Raw genomic sequence first — 12,838 nt, 5'->3', positions numbered from 1 at the left:
GGGGACCAGGGAGATCGCCGGCAGTGGGGAGGTCAGTAGGGGAGCACGCGTCCGGAGGGGGTGCGCAGGTCCAGGGTGGGCTCGACGACCCTCTTGCGGGGTTTGCGGATCTTCCAGGCGCGTCCGGCGTCGTCGCGGGTGCGCCGCGGTTCGCCGTCGCGTCGTGCCGGGTCGTTCATCATGCGGACCGTTCGAGGTCCTCGGGGCAGGCCGGACTCTCGCCCGGGCAGGTGATCTCGAACCAGACCACCTTCCCGGCGGATACGCGATAGCTGCCCCACCGCGTCGCGAGTGCCTCGAGCAGGAACATGCCGCGGCCCCCTTCGTCGCACTCGTGGGCCTCCCGGACCTCCGGCAGAGCGGAGCTGGTGTCCTGCACCTCGCAGCGCAGCGTGCCGTGCTCCCGGCACAGGGTCATCATCCCGCCCCAGGCGTGGCGCATCGCGTTGGTGACCACTTCGCTGATCAGCAGCTCGATGACGTCGCCCTGGTCGGTGACGCCCCACTCGGCGAGCAGGTGCCGCGCGCTCTCGCGGGTCTTGGGCACGGTGGAGGGGTCGGGGAGCAGGACCCAGGAGGCGCACTGGTCCTCGTGCCGGCACGGCCGGGCGTGCGGTCCGACGGGTCTGCGACAGGTAGGGGTGTACGTCATGCAGCCCGTCCCGGCGTTGGCTGGTTTGAACACATGGCTGATACCTGAATCGGATGATCTTTTTGGCTTGGCGGTCTTCCTTTGCCATCGCATCGAGCTCTGCTCGACGGGTGGATACCTAGGTAACGGGATTTTCTCCCCCAACGGTACCCATAAGGTCTGAAACTGGACCAAACATTTACTCTTCAGCCCGCCAGTGCGGCGGAAGGGGCGTCTCGGCAGGTCAATGCCACGCTCTCGCCTTCGCTTGGATCCTTTCCGCGGAAGTCGTTGACAGGGCTTTGCCAACGATGGTTGCATTCGTTAGGTAACTTTCCTAACGATCGTCCGGGGGCGCCCCCGCCTCCGGCCAGACCGCCGGCCGGTCCGGGTGCGCGGGACCCCACCGCACCCGGAGGCGGCGGGAACGGAGAGACAGGTGCACATCCCCCCGGCCAGCAGACCCCCCCGACTAGCGGCCGTTCTCGTCCCCGCGCTGACCATGGCGCTGGTGCCGGCTCTCATGGGCGCGACCGCCCACGCGGCCACCTCGGCGGCAGCCGTCCGTACGACCGTCGTCACCGCGTCCGTCGACCTGACCGATCCGCACAAGAAGGACATCGCCATGCAGCTGGTGTCGAGCGCGGAGAACTCCTCGCTCGACTGGAAGGCGCAGTACAAGTACATCGAGGACATCGACGACGGCCGCGGCTACACCGCCGGCATCATCGGGTTCTGCTCGGGCACCGGCGACATGCTCGACCTCGTCGAGCTCTACACCCAGCGCAAGCCGGGCAACGTCCTCGCCAAGTACCTCCCGGCGCTGCGCAAGGTCAACGGGTCCGACTCCCACAAGGGGCTCGACCCGAACTTCACCAAGGACTGGAAGACCGCCGCCAAGGACACGGTCTTCCAGCAGGCGCAGAACGACGAGCGCGACAGGGTGTACTTCGACCCGGCGGTCCAGCAGGCCAAGAAGGACGGTCTGCGCGCCCTCGGCCAGTTCATCTACTACGACGCCATCGTCATGCACGGGCCCGGGGACGACGGCACGAGCTTCGGCGGCATCCGCAAGGCCGCCATGAAGAAGGCGAAGACCCCCGCACAGGGCGGCAACGAGGTCACCTACCTCAACGCCTTCCTCGACGCCCGCAAGGCCGCGATGAAGACCGAAGAGGCGCACAGCGACACCAGCAGGGTGGACACCGAGCAGCGGGTGTTCCTCAAGAACGGCAACCTCGATCTCGACCCGCCGCTCAAGTGGAAGGTCTACGGGGACAGCTACTCGATCGACGGCTAGCGGCACGGCTGGCCGCGGAACAGGCCACGGGCCCCTCCGGTGACCGGAGGGGCCCGTGTGCGGGGGGTGCCGTTCCCGTCCGGCGCGAGGGCCGGGCGGGAACGGGGCGACGGCAGGCGTCACAGAGCCTTCAGGCCCTGGATCACCTCCCGGAGCAGGCGCTCCTCCGGCAGCTGGGAGACGGTCGCCGGGGGACGTACGGTGACGAGCTTCTGGTCGCGCAGGTCGCCGAGCAGGATCCGGACGACGTTCAGCGACAGCCCGCTCTCGGAGGCCAGGTCGACCACCGACATGGGCTGGGCGCACATGCGCAGGATGCGAAGGTGCTCGGGCGTGAGCCCCGGCCGCGGCCTCGCGCCGGGGACGATCCGGACGACCGCCACCATGTCGAAGGCCGGTCCGGAGGGACGGGTACGGCCGCGCGTGAGGGTGTAGGGACGGACGATCGGCCCGGCCTCCTGGTCGAGCCACCGCTCTCCGCTGTCGTTCATGACGCGTTGTCCTCACCTTCGTGCGCGCGCTCCCAGCCGGCCCGGAACGAGGAGAACATATCGGGCGAGTGCCCGCCCGGCTCGGTGGAGTCCAACGGGTCGCGCACGGGTCCCGCGTGCTTGGGCGGGTCCTCGTTCTCCGGCGGCTGGGCGCCGGTCTGGCGGAGCTGAGGGGCGAGGCTGGCCTGCCGCACCCGGTGCGGGAGCCCGGTCACCCGCCCGTTGCCGCGTCCGTTCGTGTCGCCGCCCGCGTACCCGGCGGCGCCGTTCGCGCCGTTCTGGCCGTCGCCGGCGGCCCGGCCGTTCCCGCCCGTCGTCGCGGCGGCGAGACCCCAGCCGTTCGTCCCGGCGGGCCGCTTGGGGTGCCCCGCCTGGGTGATCCGCTCGACGGAGTACTCCTCCATGGGCAGCGTCTCGACCGGCGACAACAGACTCTCGGGGATCAGGACGATGGCGGTGGTGCCGCCGTAGGGAGAGGTGCGGAGCGAGACGCGGATGTCGCGCCGGTTGGCCAGGCGGCCGACGACGAACAGGCCCAGCCGGTCGCTGTCGGCGAGGTCGAACTCGGGGGGGTTCGCCAGCTTCTGGTTGATTTGCTCCATCTCGCCGAGGCTCATGCCGAGCCCGCGGTCCTCGATCTCGATGACGAATCCCCTGGCCACGGCCTCGCCCCGCACCTCGACGTGGGTCTGCGGCGGCGAGAAGATCGTGGCGTTCTCCACCAGCTCGGCGAGCAGGTGGATCACGTCCGTGGTCGCCTGGCCGCTGAGCGCGATGTTGTCCGGCATCGACACGTGGACGCGGAGGTAGTCCTCCACCTCCTCGACGGCGGCCCGGACGACGTCGTACAGCGGCACGGGGTTACGCCAGCCGCGCCCCGGAACCGCGCCCGAGAGAATGATCAGACCCTCCGCGTGGCGGCGCATGCGCGTGGTGAGGTGGTCGATGCCGAACAGGTCGTCCAGCATCTCGGGGTCGGTGACCCTCTTCTCCATGGCGTCCAGCATCGACAACTGCCGGTGCAGCAGTGACTGGTTGCGGCGCGCGAGGTTGAGGAAGACCTTGCCGACGCCCTTGCGGATCTCGGCCTGGCCGACGGCGGCCTCGATGGCGGTGGTCTGCACGGTCGTGAAGGCCTGGCCCACGCTCACGATCTCGGAGGTGGTGCCGGTGGCGATCGGGCGCGACTCCGTGGCCACGTCGACGTCCTCGCCCTGGCGTAGCCGCTGGACGACCCGGGGCAGGCGCCGGTCGGCGAGCTCCAGCGCGGCGCGCTGCAGCTCGACCAGTTCGGCGGTGATGCGGCGGCCGAACCGGAGGCAGACGTACAGCGAGACGCCGATCGCGATGAGACCGACGACCAGGGCGATGGCGACGCGCCAGATGATCGCGTCGGCGATGGGCGCGGCGCGGTCGGTGATCCGCTTGGCGCCGATCCCGTTCTGCCGGTCGAAGATGCCGGTGAGCGCGTGGATGTTGGCGCCCCAGCTCGTGGCGCCGCCCGGCAGCGACTTGCCCGGGCGGACGTCCTGGCTGACCTGGTCCTCGATCGAGGCGAACCTGGCGAACGCGGGGGAGTTCTGCAGGACGAGGTACGGCTGGCGCAGGTCGTCGTCCAGGAGCTGGAAGCCCATGTCGTACAGGAGCCTGCGCTTGGTCACCATCTGGGTGAACGCGGTCTGCTCGTCGGCCGTCATCTTGCCCCTGCCGACGACGCCGGCGATCAGGGCGGCCTGCTCGCTCATCAGCTCGCGGCTGCGCTCGATGAGCGTCAGGGCCCTGGTCGGCGGGCCGAGTTCGAGGTCGCTCGCCAGGCGGATGCTGTCGTACACGCGGCTGACGGCGTCGGAGATGAGGCGGTAGGCGTCCAGGGTCAGCAGCGGGGTGAAGGTCCTGGAGTCGACCCGGGCGCGGATGTCGGGCAGCCGCTGGGTGAGCTCGACCAGCTCGGTGACCCGCTGGTAGATGGCCGGGTCCACCCGGTCGCGGACGCCGTCGGCCAGCGCCTTCTGCTCCAGCGCGGCCCGGAGCTGGTCGGTCTTGGTGCGCTGCGCGTTCAGGACGCTGTGCTCCCCGGTGCGCGATCCCAGGTAGACGAGGGACTCGTAGCGCTCGTTCTGCAGCTGCGAGGCGAGGCTGCCGACCGGGTCGACCAGGTTGTCGTAGGTGGCCTGGACACGGAGGAGGTCCAGTCCGCTCTGGATCGTGATCGTCGCAGCGAAGGCCCAGATGCCCAGAAGGGACACCAGAGGTACCAGCACCAGGGTCAGGATCTTGAACTTGATGGATCTCTTACGCCCGCCCATGTGACCTCGCAGGGGAACCGCATCGTTACACGCGGGTTAAGTCAATGGGCGAAACAGTACCAATGGGGGTCGGGGCTAGGTAGGTCACTTTCGTTACGAAAGGGGTCCTATTCGGGATAGGACCGTTCGCGCTGGCAATTTTTGTCTAGTTGTCAGACAATGTGTGCGTGTCGCTGATCCCAGAACCCCGCCGCGCCGGCACCGCAGGAGCCATGGCCGTCGTCGCCGCCGCCGTCCTGTGGGGCACGGCGGGCACGGTCGGAACCCTCGCTCTGTCCGGCTCCACCGACCCGGTGGCTCTCGCCGCGGCCCGCCTCGTCATCGGAGGTCTCGTCCTCGCGGTGGCGGCCGGCCCCGCGGCCTGGCGCCTGCTCCACGGCCCTGCGGCCGGGTGGAGGCTGCCGCTGCTGGCCTCCGCGGGCGGCGTCGCCGCCTACCAGCTCTGTTTCTTCGCCTCGGTGGGCCGGACGGGCGTCGCGATCGGCACCGTCGTCGCGATCGGCAGCGGCCCCGTCTTCACCGGCCTGCTCACGTGGCTGCACGACCGCCGGCGGCCCGGCCGCCGCTGGACCCTCGCCACGGCCGCCGCCGTCGCCGGGTGCGCGGCCCTGGTCTCCGGCGGGAAGGCCGTCGGCGTCGATCCGCTCGGAGTGCTGCTCGCACTGCTCAGCGGCCTGCTGTACAGCTTCTACGCGGTGACCGCCGCGCGCGCGATCACCGCGGGCGCGCCGTCCGGCGCGGTGATGGGCGTCCTGTTCGGCGGAGCGGCGGTGATCATGCTGCCCGTCCTGCTCTGGAGGGACACGGCCTGGCTGGGCGAGCCGCGCGGGCTGCTCACCGCCGTCTACCTCGGCTGCGCCACGACGGCCCTGTCCTATTTCCTCTACGGGAGGGGCCTGCGGTCGACGCCGGTCGCGCGGGCCGCCACTCTGGCGCTGGCCGAGCCGGCCGTGGCCGCGCTGCTCGGCCTGGTCGTCCTGCACGAGCGGCTCACCGGCGTCTCGTGGGCCGGCCTGGTGCTCCTCGGCGCGGGCCTGGTGCTGGTCGCGCTGCCGGAACGGCCGCGCCCGCCCGCTCCCGCGCCCGCCTCCCCGATGGAGAGGGCAGAATCGTCGGCGTGAAACTGCGCCCTGTGTCGACGGTCGACGCGCTCGCGGGAGCCCTGCGCCGGCGCGTGCTCTCCGGCGAGATCGCCCCCGGCACGTCCCTGCCCGAGCAGGAGCTCTCGGCGCTGTACGGCGTTGCGCGCCCGACCGTCCGGGAGGCGCTCGCCGTCCTGGTCCACGAGGGCATCCTCCGGCGCGAGCGCAACCGCAGCGCGTACGTCCCGGAGGTCACCACGGGCGACCTGGACGACCTGATGTACGTCAGGCGCCCGCTGGAGGACCTCATGGCCGTCAAGCTGGCGGGCCGGCGGGTCGCCACGGCCGACGAGGCCCTGGACCGCATGGCCGCGCTGCCGGCCGACGCGCCCTGGGCCGACGTCGTCGCCGAGCACATGGCGCTGCACGAGCAACTGATCGTCGCCGTGGGCAGCCCGCGCCTGGAGCGGCTGTACGCCGCCCTCGCCGCCGAGACGCGGCTCGGCCTGGTGCGGCTGCGCACCGTTTACCACGACAGGGACACGCTGGTCGCCGAGCACCGCATGCTGCTCGACGCCATCGCCGCCGGGCCCGCGGAGGCGGCTCGGCGGGCCGTGGCGGCCCATCTCGATCACACCTGGGGCGCTGATTAGCGGCTTCTCTTGCATGGAGCGCTGGTAACTGGTCACAATCGCGCCCATGCACGGCAACTCAGTGCCGGATTCGTACGTGTACGTGACCGAAGAGGGCGTGACCCGTCACTACGCCGACGGGAGTGTCGAAGCCCTCGCGTGGGAGGACGTCGTCGAGGTCCGCGTCGGGAGCGTCACCGAGTCCGACATCCTGATCGTCCTGCTCGACCGCGACGGGCAAGGATGCGTGGTGCCGCGCTCCGCGACCGACGCGACCTTCCTGGCGAGGCTCCGTTACCTGCCGGAGTTCGACCTCGAACGGCTCACCCGGGCGTTCGACTCGGCGAACTCCGGCTACGTGGTGGTCTGGCGCAGCCCGGACCCGCCGTCCCCGCTGCCGGACCTGGAGTACGACTAAGCCCCCACGCCTGCCGCCGGCCGTCCTGCTCGGCGTGCCTACACGGCTTTGGACCGTTCCGTCAAGGGAGCTGGGACTCCCGAAACGAGGCCGATTGTGGCCAATGCCCGGCTATTTCGCCTGTTTATAACGATCTTTAGTATTTGAACGGACAACCGCGCTCTGATGTCCCAGAGTCATGTGTCAACCAAAGGGGCGCAACGGCCGTCTGCTATCTGCACGATCGGTGCGAGCAGGGTAGGGGTGGGCATGAGGGTGGGGCTGGAGGAGCGCGATGCCGCGATCCTCTCGATGGGCCCGCTGACTGCGTCGAGCATCTGGACGCGCTCCTATATGCGGGCTCTCATGGCGGGCGACGTCGCCTGCGCCATGATCGCATGCGAGGCGGTCATGGGTTTCCGGCTCTGGCTGGGGGCGTTCATCCCCTGGTCGGAGCTGCTGTTCGGCTTCGGCCTCGCGCTGGCGTGGCCGGCCGCCATGGCCCTTGCCGGGGTGTACCGCGAGAAGAGCCACGGCGAGGGCAGCGAGGAGTTCCGCGGGGTCTTCGACGGCGGGGTGGGGCTGACGGCCGCCGTGGCCATCAGCGCGTACGCCACGCAGACCATGATCGCGCGCAGCTACGTCATGGCCATGCTGCCGCTCGCGACGGTTCTCACGCTCCTGTTCCGGTACCGCATGCGCAAGCGCCTGCACCGGCGGCGCGCCGAGGGCGAGTACCTCCGCCGCGTGGTGGCGGTCGGGCACCGCACGGCCGTGCTCGACCTGGTGATGCAGTTCCGGCGCCAGCCGTACCACGGCATGCGGGTCGTCGCGGCCTGCCTGCCCCCCGGCCAGTTCCCCGGCAACGGCCTCGACATCGACGGCGTGCCGGTCTACGGCGACTTCGCCGACGTCGCCACCGTGGCCGACAAGGTCTCCGCGGACGCCGTCGCCGTGCTGGCCTGCCCCGAGCTGGACGGCGCCGCGCTGCGCCGGCTGGCCTGGAGCATCGAGACCAAGGGGACCGAACTGTTCGTCGCCCCCGCGCTGATGGACGTGGCCGGGCCGCGCACGAGCATCCGCCCGGTCGCCGGGATGCCGCTGCTCCACGTGGAGCACCCCGAGTTCGACGGCACCCGCCAGCTCATCAAGACCCTGTTCGACCGGCTGCTCGCGACGGGGGTGCTGCTGGTGCTGGCGCTCCCCATGCTCGTGATCGCCGCCCTGGTCCGGATCACCAGCCCCGGGCCGGCGCTGTTCAAGCAGACGCGGGTCGGGCGGGGCGGGCGCGAGTTCCAGGTCTTCAAGTTCCGCACGATGGTGCGGGACGCCGAGAAGCTCAAGCTGGAGCTGCTCGCTGACAACGAGTTCGACGGCGTGTTGTTCAAGATGAGGAACGATCCAAGGATCACCCGGATCGGCGGGTTCCTGCGCCGCTACTCCCTCGACGAGCTGCCGCAGCTGCTGAACGTCCTGCGCGGCGAGATGTCGCTGGTCGGGCCGCGTCCCCCGCTGCCCGACGAGGTCGCGCAGTACGGCACCGACGTGCGCCGCCGCCTGGTGGTCAAGCCCGGAATGACCGGACTGTGGCAAGTGAGCGGTCGATCCGATCTATCGTGGGAGGAATCCGTCCGTCTCGACCTTCGGTACGTCGAGAACTGGTCGCTCATCCTCGACCTGCAGATCCTGTGGAAGACCTGGGCGGCCGTCGTCCACGGCGGAGGGGCGTACTGATGAAGGCACTCGTGCTCGCCGGAGGTTCGGGCACCCGGCTGCGGCCGATCACCCACACCTCCGCCAAGCAGCTCGTGCCGGTCGCCAACAAGCCGGTCCTGTTCTACGGGCTGGAGGCCATCGCCGCCGCGGGCATCCGCGAGGTCGGCATGGTCGTGGGGGACACCCACGAGGAGATCGAGGCCGCCGTCGGCGACGGCGCGGCGTTCGGCCTGGAGGTCACCTATCTCCGGCAGGCCGCCCCCCTCGGACTGGCCCACGCGGTGCTGATCGCCCGCGACTTCCTCGGCGAGGACGACTTCGTCATGTACCTCGGCGACAACTTCATCGTCGGCGGCATCGAGCCGCTGGTGCGGCGGTTCCAGGCCGACCGTCCCGCCGCGCAGATCATGCTCACCCGCGTCGGCGACCCTCGCCAGTTCGGAGTGGCCGAGCTCGACGGCGCCGGGCGCGTGATCGGGCTGGAGGAGAAGCCCAGGCAGCCGAAGAGCGACCTCGCGCTGGTCGGCGTCTACCTCTTCACCCCGGCCGTGCACGAGGGCGTCGCCGCCCTCAAGCCGTCCTGGCGGGGCGAGCTGGAGATCACCGACGCGATCCAGTGGCTGATCGACACGGGACGGCGCGTCGAGTCGACGGTGATCTCCGGGTACTGGAAGGACACCGGTAACGTCACCGACATGCTGGAGGTCAACCGGCTGGTCCTGGAGGACCTGGAGCAGCGGCTCGACGGCGCCGTCGACGACGCCTCCGAGATCATCGGCCGGGTCGTGGTCGAGGCCGGGGCCACGGTGTCCGGCTCCCGCGTCGTCGGGCCGGTGATCGTCGGCGCCGGAGCGGTCGTCCGCGACTCCTACATCGGGCCGTTCACCTCGGTGGCGGAGGATTGTCACGTCGTGGACAGCGAAATCGAGTACTCGATCCTGCTGCGCCGCGCGTCAATCAACGGGGTGCGCCGCATCGAGGCCTCCCTGATCGGGCACGACGTCGAGGTCACGCCCGCTCCCAACACCCCGAGAGCCCACCGGCTGGTGCTCGGCGATCACAGCAAGGTGCAGATCAGTTCATGAGGGTTCTGGTAACCGGCGGCGCCGGTTTCATCGGGTCGCACTATGTCCGCACCCTGGTCGCGGGCGGCTACCCCGCACTGGCCGGGGCGCGGGTCACCGTGCTCGACGCGCTGACGTACGCGGGGAACCTCGCGAACCTCGAGCCGGCCGACGGCGGCTACGACTTCGTGCACGGCGACATCTGCGACGCCGGGCTGCTCGCCGAGGTCGTGCCCGGGCACGACCTGGTGGTCAACTTCGCCGCCGAGTCGCACGTCGACCGGTCGATCGACGGCCCGGCGGACTTCGTGCGCACCAACGTGCTCGGCACGCAGACGCTGATGCAGGCCTGCCTGGACGCCGCCGTGCCGAAGGTCGTGCAGGTGTCCACCGACGAGGTGTACGGGTCCATCGACGAGGGCTCCTGGCGCGAGGACGCCGCGGTGCGCCCGCGCTCGCCGTACTCCGCGGCCAAGGCGGGCGGCGACCTTATCGCCCTGGCGTACGCCGTCACCCACGGGTTGCCCGTGTCGCTCACCCGCTGCGGCAACAACTACGGGCCGTACCAGTTCCCGGAGAAGGTCATCCCGCTCTTCGTGACGAACCTCATCCAGGGGCGGAAGGTCCCGCTGTACGGGGACGGCGGGAACGTCCGCGACTGGATCCACGTTGACGACCACTGCCGGGGCATCCAGCTCGTGGCCGAACGCGGCGAGCCGGGCGAGATCTACCACATCGCCGGGACGGCCGAGCTGACCAACCTGCAGCTCACCCAGCGCCTGCTCGACGAGGTGGGCGCCGACTGGAGCATGGTCGAGCGCGTGCCCGACCGCAAGGGACACGACCGGCGCTACTCGCTGGACGACTCCAAGCTGCGGGCCATGGGATACGCCCCGGCGACCGGGTTCGACGAGGGCATCGCGGCCACCGTCCGGTGGTACGCCGACAACCCCTCCTGGTGGAAGCACCTCAAGGGCGTCCGGTGAACCGGCTGCTCGTGACCGGCGCGAGCGGCATGCTCGGAACCGCCCTGGTCGCCGAGCTCGCCGCCGACCCCGCCGCTCCCGAGGTGCTCGCCTACGGCCGCGACCGCCTCGACCTGCGCTATCCCGACGGGGTGCGCGAGGTCGTACGGCGCGAGAAGCCCGACACCGTCGTCAACTGCGCCGCCTGGACGGCCGTCGACGACGCCGAGGCGCGTGAGATCGACGCGCTCGCGGTCAACGGCAACGGCGTGCGCGCGCTGGCCGAGGCATGCGACGAGGTGGACGCCCGCCTGCTCCACATCTCCACCGACTACGTCTTCGACGGTAGGGCCCGCGCGCCGTACCGGGAGGACGCCCCGGTCGCGCCGGTGAACGCCTACGGCCGCACCAAGCTCGCGGGCGAACGGGCCGTGCTGGGAGCGCTGCCGCACAGCGGCTACGTCGTGCGGACCGCCTGGCTGTACGGCACGACGGGGCGCGACTTCGTCCGCACCATGATCGCGCTCGAACGGTCGCGGGACACCGTCGACGTCGTCGACGACCAGCTCGGCCAGCCGACCTGGGCCGGCGACCTCGCCGCGCAGTTGCTGCGGCTGGCGCGCGCCGACGCGCCGCCGGGTGTCTACCACGGCACCAGCTCGGGCCAGGCGACCTGGTACGAGCTGGCCCGCGAGGTCTTCACGCTGCTCGGCGCCGACCCCGGACGGGTCAGGCCCACCAGGGCCGACGCCTTCCCACGTCCCGCCGCGCGCCCCGCCTACAGCGTGCTCGGCCACGGCTCCTGGGCGGCGGCCGGCCTCACCCCGATGCGCCACTGGCGCGAGGCCCTGCACGCCGCCTGGCCGCTGATCGCCGGAGGCCGCGCCTGATGTACCTGTCGGAGTCGCGGCGCAACGACGCGGACAAGGCGTCCGGGGACGGCGCGGACGGGCCGCCGCCGCCCGGTGGCGGTGGCGAGGCCGCAGGGCCGCGAGGTCCGGGCGGCGCGGGGCGGATCGTCGTGGGCAACGTTCTCGCCCTCGGCATGGTCAGCTTCCTGACCGACATCTCCTCGGAGATGATCACGGCCGTTCTCCCGCTCTACCTGGTGTTCCACCTCGGTGTCAGTACCATCCAGTTCGGCCTGCTCGACGGGCTCTACACGGGCGCGACGGCCGTGCTGCGCCTGGTCGGCGGCCACGTCGCCGACCGCTTCCAGCGTCGCAAGGCGGTGGCCGGGGCCGGATACGGGCTGTCCGCCGTCACGAAGCTGGGCTTCCTGGCGGCCGGTACCAACGTGCCGCTGATCGGCCTGGTCATCGGCGTCGACCGCACCGGCAAGGGCCTGCGCACCGCGCCGAGGGACGCGATCATCTCGCTCAGCGCCCCGAACGACGGGCAGGGCCGGGCGTTCGGCTTCCACCGCGCCCTCGACACGGCCGGCGCGCTGCTCGGGCCGCTGGCGACGTTCGGGGTCCTGTGGCTCACCCTGGACGCCTACGACTCGGTGTTCTCGGTGAGCTTCTGCGTGGCGCTGGCGGGTGTGCTGGTGCTCGCCCTGTTCGTCCGCGAACCCGAGATGCCCTCGATGCCGGACAAGGGCGGCAAGGAGCGGCTCACCTTCGGGGCCGCGGCCGGGATGCTGCGCGTGGCGCCGTTCCGGCGGGTGGTGATCGCGGTGCTGCCGCTGTCGCTGATGACGATCAGCGACGCGTTCCTCGCCCTGCTGGCGCAGCAGCGGCTCGACATCGCCGCGAACTGGCTGCCGCTGGTCCCGGTCGGGATCTCGGCCGCGTACCTGGTCGCCGCGATGCCGTTCGGCCGCCTCGCCGACCGCTACGGCCCCTCCCGGGTGATGCTCGGCGGCTACCTCGCGGTGCTCGCCTGCTACCTGCTGGTCATCTTCGGGGGCGGCGTCGCGGCGCTCGTGGCCGCGCTCGGGCTGCGCGGCCTCGGCTACGCGGCGACCGACGGCGTCGTCAGCGCGCTGGCCGGGCCCCTGGTGCCCAAGGAGCGGCGCACGATGGGGCTGGCGATCGTCCAGACGGGCCAGGCCCTCGCGGCGATGGCCGGGGCCTGGTGCTTCGGGGCGCTGTGGACGTTGCTCGGCCCCCGGCCCGCCCTCGCGGCGATGGCCACCGGGCTCGGCCTCGCCCTGGTCCTCGCGGCGGTCCTCCTCCGCGGGGGATCGTCGCCTTTCTCCGGGAGATTCGCGCGCGGAGCAGCGCGCGGAAAGGAAACGGCATGACCGCGA

13 protein-coding genes are annotated in these 12,838 nt (G+C 71.1%); 9 read left to right on the top strand and 4 right to left on the bottom strand.

Annotated features, from left to right (window positions below):
- Positions 1 to 32: 32 nt before the first annotated feature.
- Positions 33 to 179, bottom strand: coding sequence for a hypothetical protein (locus tag KIK05_RS07720; RefSeq protein ID WP_214409893.1), 147 nt, complete (start codon positions 177 to 179; stop codon positions 33 to 35).
- On the bottom strand, positions 179 to 652 hold the full coding sequence (locus KIK05_RS07715) for an ATP-binding protein (RefSeq protein ID WP_214409892.1): 474 nt from the start codon (positions 650 to 652) through the stop codon (positions 179 to 181). The genes KIK05_RS07720 and KIK05_RS07715 overlap by 1 nt, the downstream gene beginning before the upstream one ends.
- A 418-nt stretch (positions 653 to 1,070) precedes the next feature.
- On the opposite strand from KIK05_RS07715, the gene KIK05_RS07710 reads away from it, so the two are divergent.
- Entirely contained in the window at positions 1,071 to 1,931 is an 861-nt protein-coding gene (locus KIK05_RS07710) for a chitosanase (protein ID WP_308249801.1), read from the top strand.
- 119 nt (positions 1,932 to 2,050) lie between these two features.
- Here KIK05_RS07710 and KIK05_RS07705 read toward each other — a convergent pair whose 3' ends face one another.
- Together KIK05_RS07705 and KIK05_RS07700 are read right to left on the bottom strand one after the other, a co-directional pair.
- Positions 2,051 to 2,422, bottom strand: coding sequence for a DUF742 domain-containing protein (locus KIK05_RS07705; protein WP_214409891.1), 372 nt, complete (start codon positions 2,420 to 2,422; stop codon positions 2,051 to 2,053).
- Positions 2,419 to 4,728 (bottom strand): sensor histidine kinase, encoded by a 2,310-nt coding sequence (locus tag KIK05_RS07700; protein WP_214409890.1) that lies wholly within the window; start codon positions 4,726 to 4,728, stop codon positions 2,419 to 2,421. Before KIK05_RS07700 ends, KIK05_RS07705 begins: the two co-directional genes overlap by 4 nt.
- A gap of 167 nt (positions 4,729 to 4,895) precedes the next feature.
- Here KIK05_RS07700 and KIK05_RS07695 point away from each other — a divergent pair, with 167 nt between their 5' ends.
- The 8 genes from KIK05_RS07695 to KIK05_RS07660 all read left to right on the top strand — a co-directional run bounded on the left by KIK05_RS07695 (position 4,896) and on the right by KIK05_RS07660 (position 12,832).
- Positions 4,896 to 5,849 (top strand): EamA family transporter, encoded by a 954-nt coding sequence (locus KIK05_RS07695; RefSeq protein ID WP_308249800.1) that lies wholly within the window; start codon positions 4,896 to 4,898, stop codon positions 5,847 to 5,849.
- A complete protein-coding gene (locus tag KIK05_RS07690; RefSeq protein ID WP_308249799.1) occupies positions 5,846 to 6,463 on the top strand; it encodes a GntR family transcriptional regulator in 618 nt (205 codons plus the stop codon). Before KIK05_RS07695 ends, KIK05_RS07690 begins: the two co-directional genes overlap by 4 nt.
- 46 nt (positions 6,464 to 6,509) lie before the next feature.
- Positions 6,510 to 6,860 (top strand): hypothetical protein, encoded by a 351-nt coding sequence (locus tag KIK05_RS07685; RefSeq protein ID WP_214409889.1) that lies wholly within the window; start codon positions 6,510 to 6,512, stop codon positions 6,858 to 6,860.
- Positions 6,861 to 7,109: 249 nt separating this feature from the next.
- Entirely contained in the window at positions 7,110 to 8,573 is a 1,464-nt protein-coding gene (locus KIK05_RS07680) for a sugar transferase (RefSeq protein ID WP_214409888.1), read from the top strand.
- Positions 8,573 to 9,640 carry a glucose-1-phosphate thymidylyltransferase gene (locus KIK05_RS07675; protein WP_214409887.1) on the top strand — a complete coding sequence of 356 codons (1,068 nt, stop codon included), beginning with the start codon at positions 8,573 to 8,575 and terminating at the stop codon, positions 9,638 to 9,640. The genes KIK05_RS07680 and KIK05_RS07675 overlap by 1 nt, the downstream gene beginning before the upstream one ends.
- On the top strand, positions 9,637 to 10,605 hold the full coding sequence (gene rfbB, locus KIK05_RS07670) for a dTDP-glucose 4,6-dehydratase (RefSeq protein WP_214409886.1): 969 nt from the start codon (positions 9,637 to 9,639) through the stop codon (positions 10,603 to 10,605). The genes KIK05_RS07675 and rfbB overlap by 4 nt, the downstream gene beginning before the upstream one ends.
- Positions 10,602 to 11,474 carry a dTDP-4-dehydrorhamnose reductase gene (rfbD, locus tag KIK05_RS07665; RefSeq protein WP_214409885.1) on the top strand — a complete coding sequence of 291 codons (873 nt, stop codon included), beginning with the start codon at positions 10,602 to 10,604 and terminating at the stop codon, positions 11,472 to 11,474. The genes rfbB and rfbD overlap by 4 nt, the downstream gene beginning before the upstream one ends.
- Positions 11,474 to 12,832 carry an MFS transporter gene (locus tag KIK05_RS07660; protein ID WP_214409884.1) on the top strand — a complete coding sequence of 453 codons (1,359 nt, stop codon included), beginning with the start codon at positions 11,474 to 11,476 and terminating at the stop codon, positions 12,830 to 12,832. Before rfbD ends, KIK05_RS07660 begins: the two co-directional genes overlap by 1 nt.
- The last annotated feature ends 6 nt before the right edge of the window (positions 12,833 to 12,838 follow it).

This window comes from Sphaerisporangium fuscum, assembly GCF_018531465.1.
In the GTDB taxonomy this organism is placed as follows: domain Bacteria; phylum Actinomycetota; class Actinomycetes; order Streptosporangiales; family Streptosporangiaceae; genus Sphaerisporangium; species Sphaerisporangium fuscum.
This window is presented reverse-complemented; position numbering and strand designations above follow the sequence as displayed.

Coding starts and splice junctions, on each gene's coding strand:
- KIK05_RS07720 (WP_214409893.1), bottom strand. CDS start 179: ATGAACGACCCGGCACGACGCGACGGCGAACCGCGGCGCACCCGCGAC.
- KIK05_RS07715 (WP_214409892.1), bottom strand. CDS start 652: ATGACGTACACCCCTACCTGTCGCAGACCCGTCGGACCGCACGCCCGG.
- KIK05_RS07705 (WP_214409891.1), bottom strand. CDS start 2,422: ATGAACGACAGCGGAGAGCGGTGGCTCGACCAGGAGGCCGGGCCGATC.
- KIK05_RS07700 (WP_214409890.1), bottom strand. CDS start 4,728: ATGGGCGGGCGTAAGAGATCCATCAAGTTCAAGATCCTGACCCTGGTG.
- KIK05_RS07685 (WP_214409889.1), top strand. CDS start 6,510: ATGCACGGCAACTCAGTGCCGGATTCGTACGTGTACGTGACCGAAGAG.
- KIK05_RS07680 (WP_214409888.1), top strand. CDS start 7,110: ATGAGGGTGGGGCTGGAGGAGCGCGATGCCGCGATCCTCTCGATGGGC.
- KIK05_RS07675 (WP_214409887.1), top strand. CDS start 8,573: ATGAAGGCACTCGTGCTCGCCGGAGGTTCGGGCACCCGGCTGCGGCCG.
- rfbB (WP_214409886.1), top strand. CDS start 9,637: ATGAGGGTTCTGGTAACCGGCGGCGCCGGTTTCATCGGGTCGCACTAT.
- KIK05_RS07660 (WP_214409884.1), top strand. CDS start 11,474: ATGTACCTGTCGGAGTCGCGGCGCAACGACGCGGACAAGGCGTCCGGG.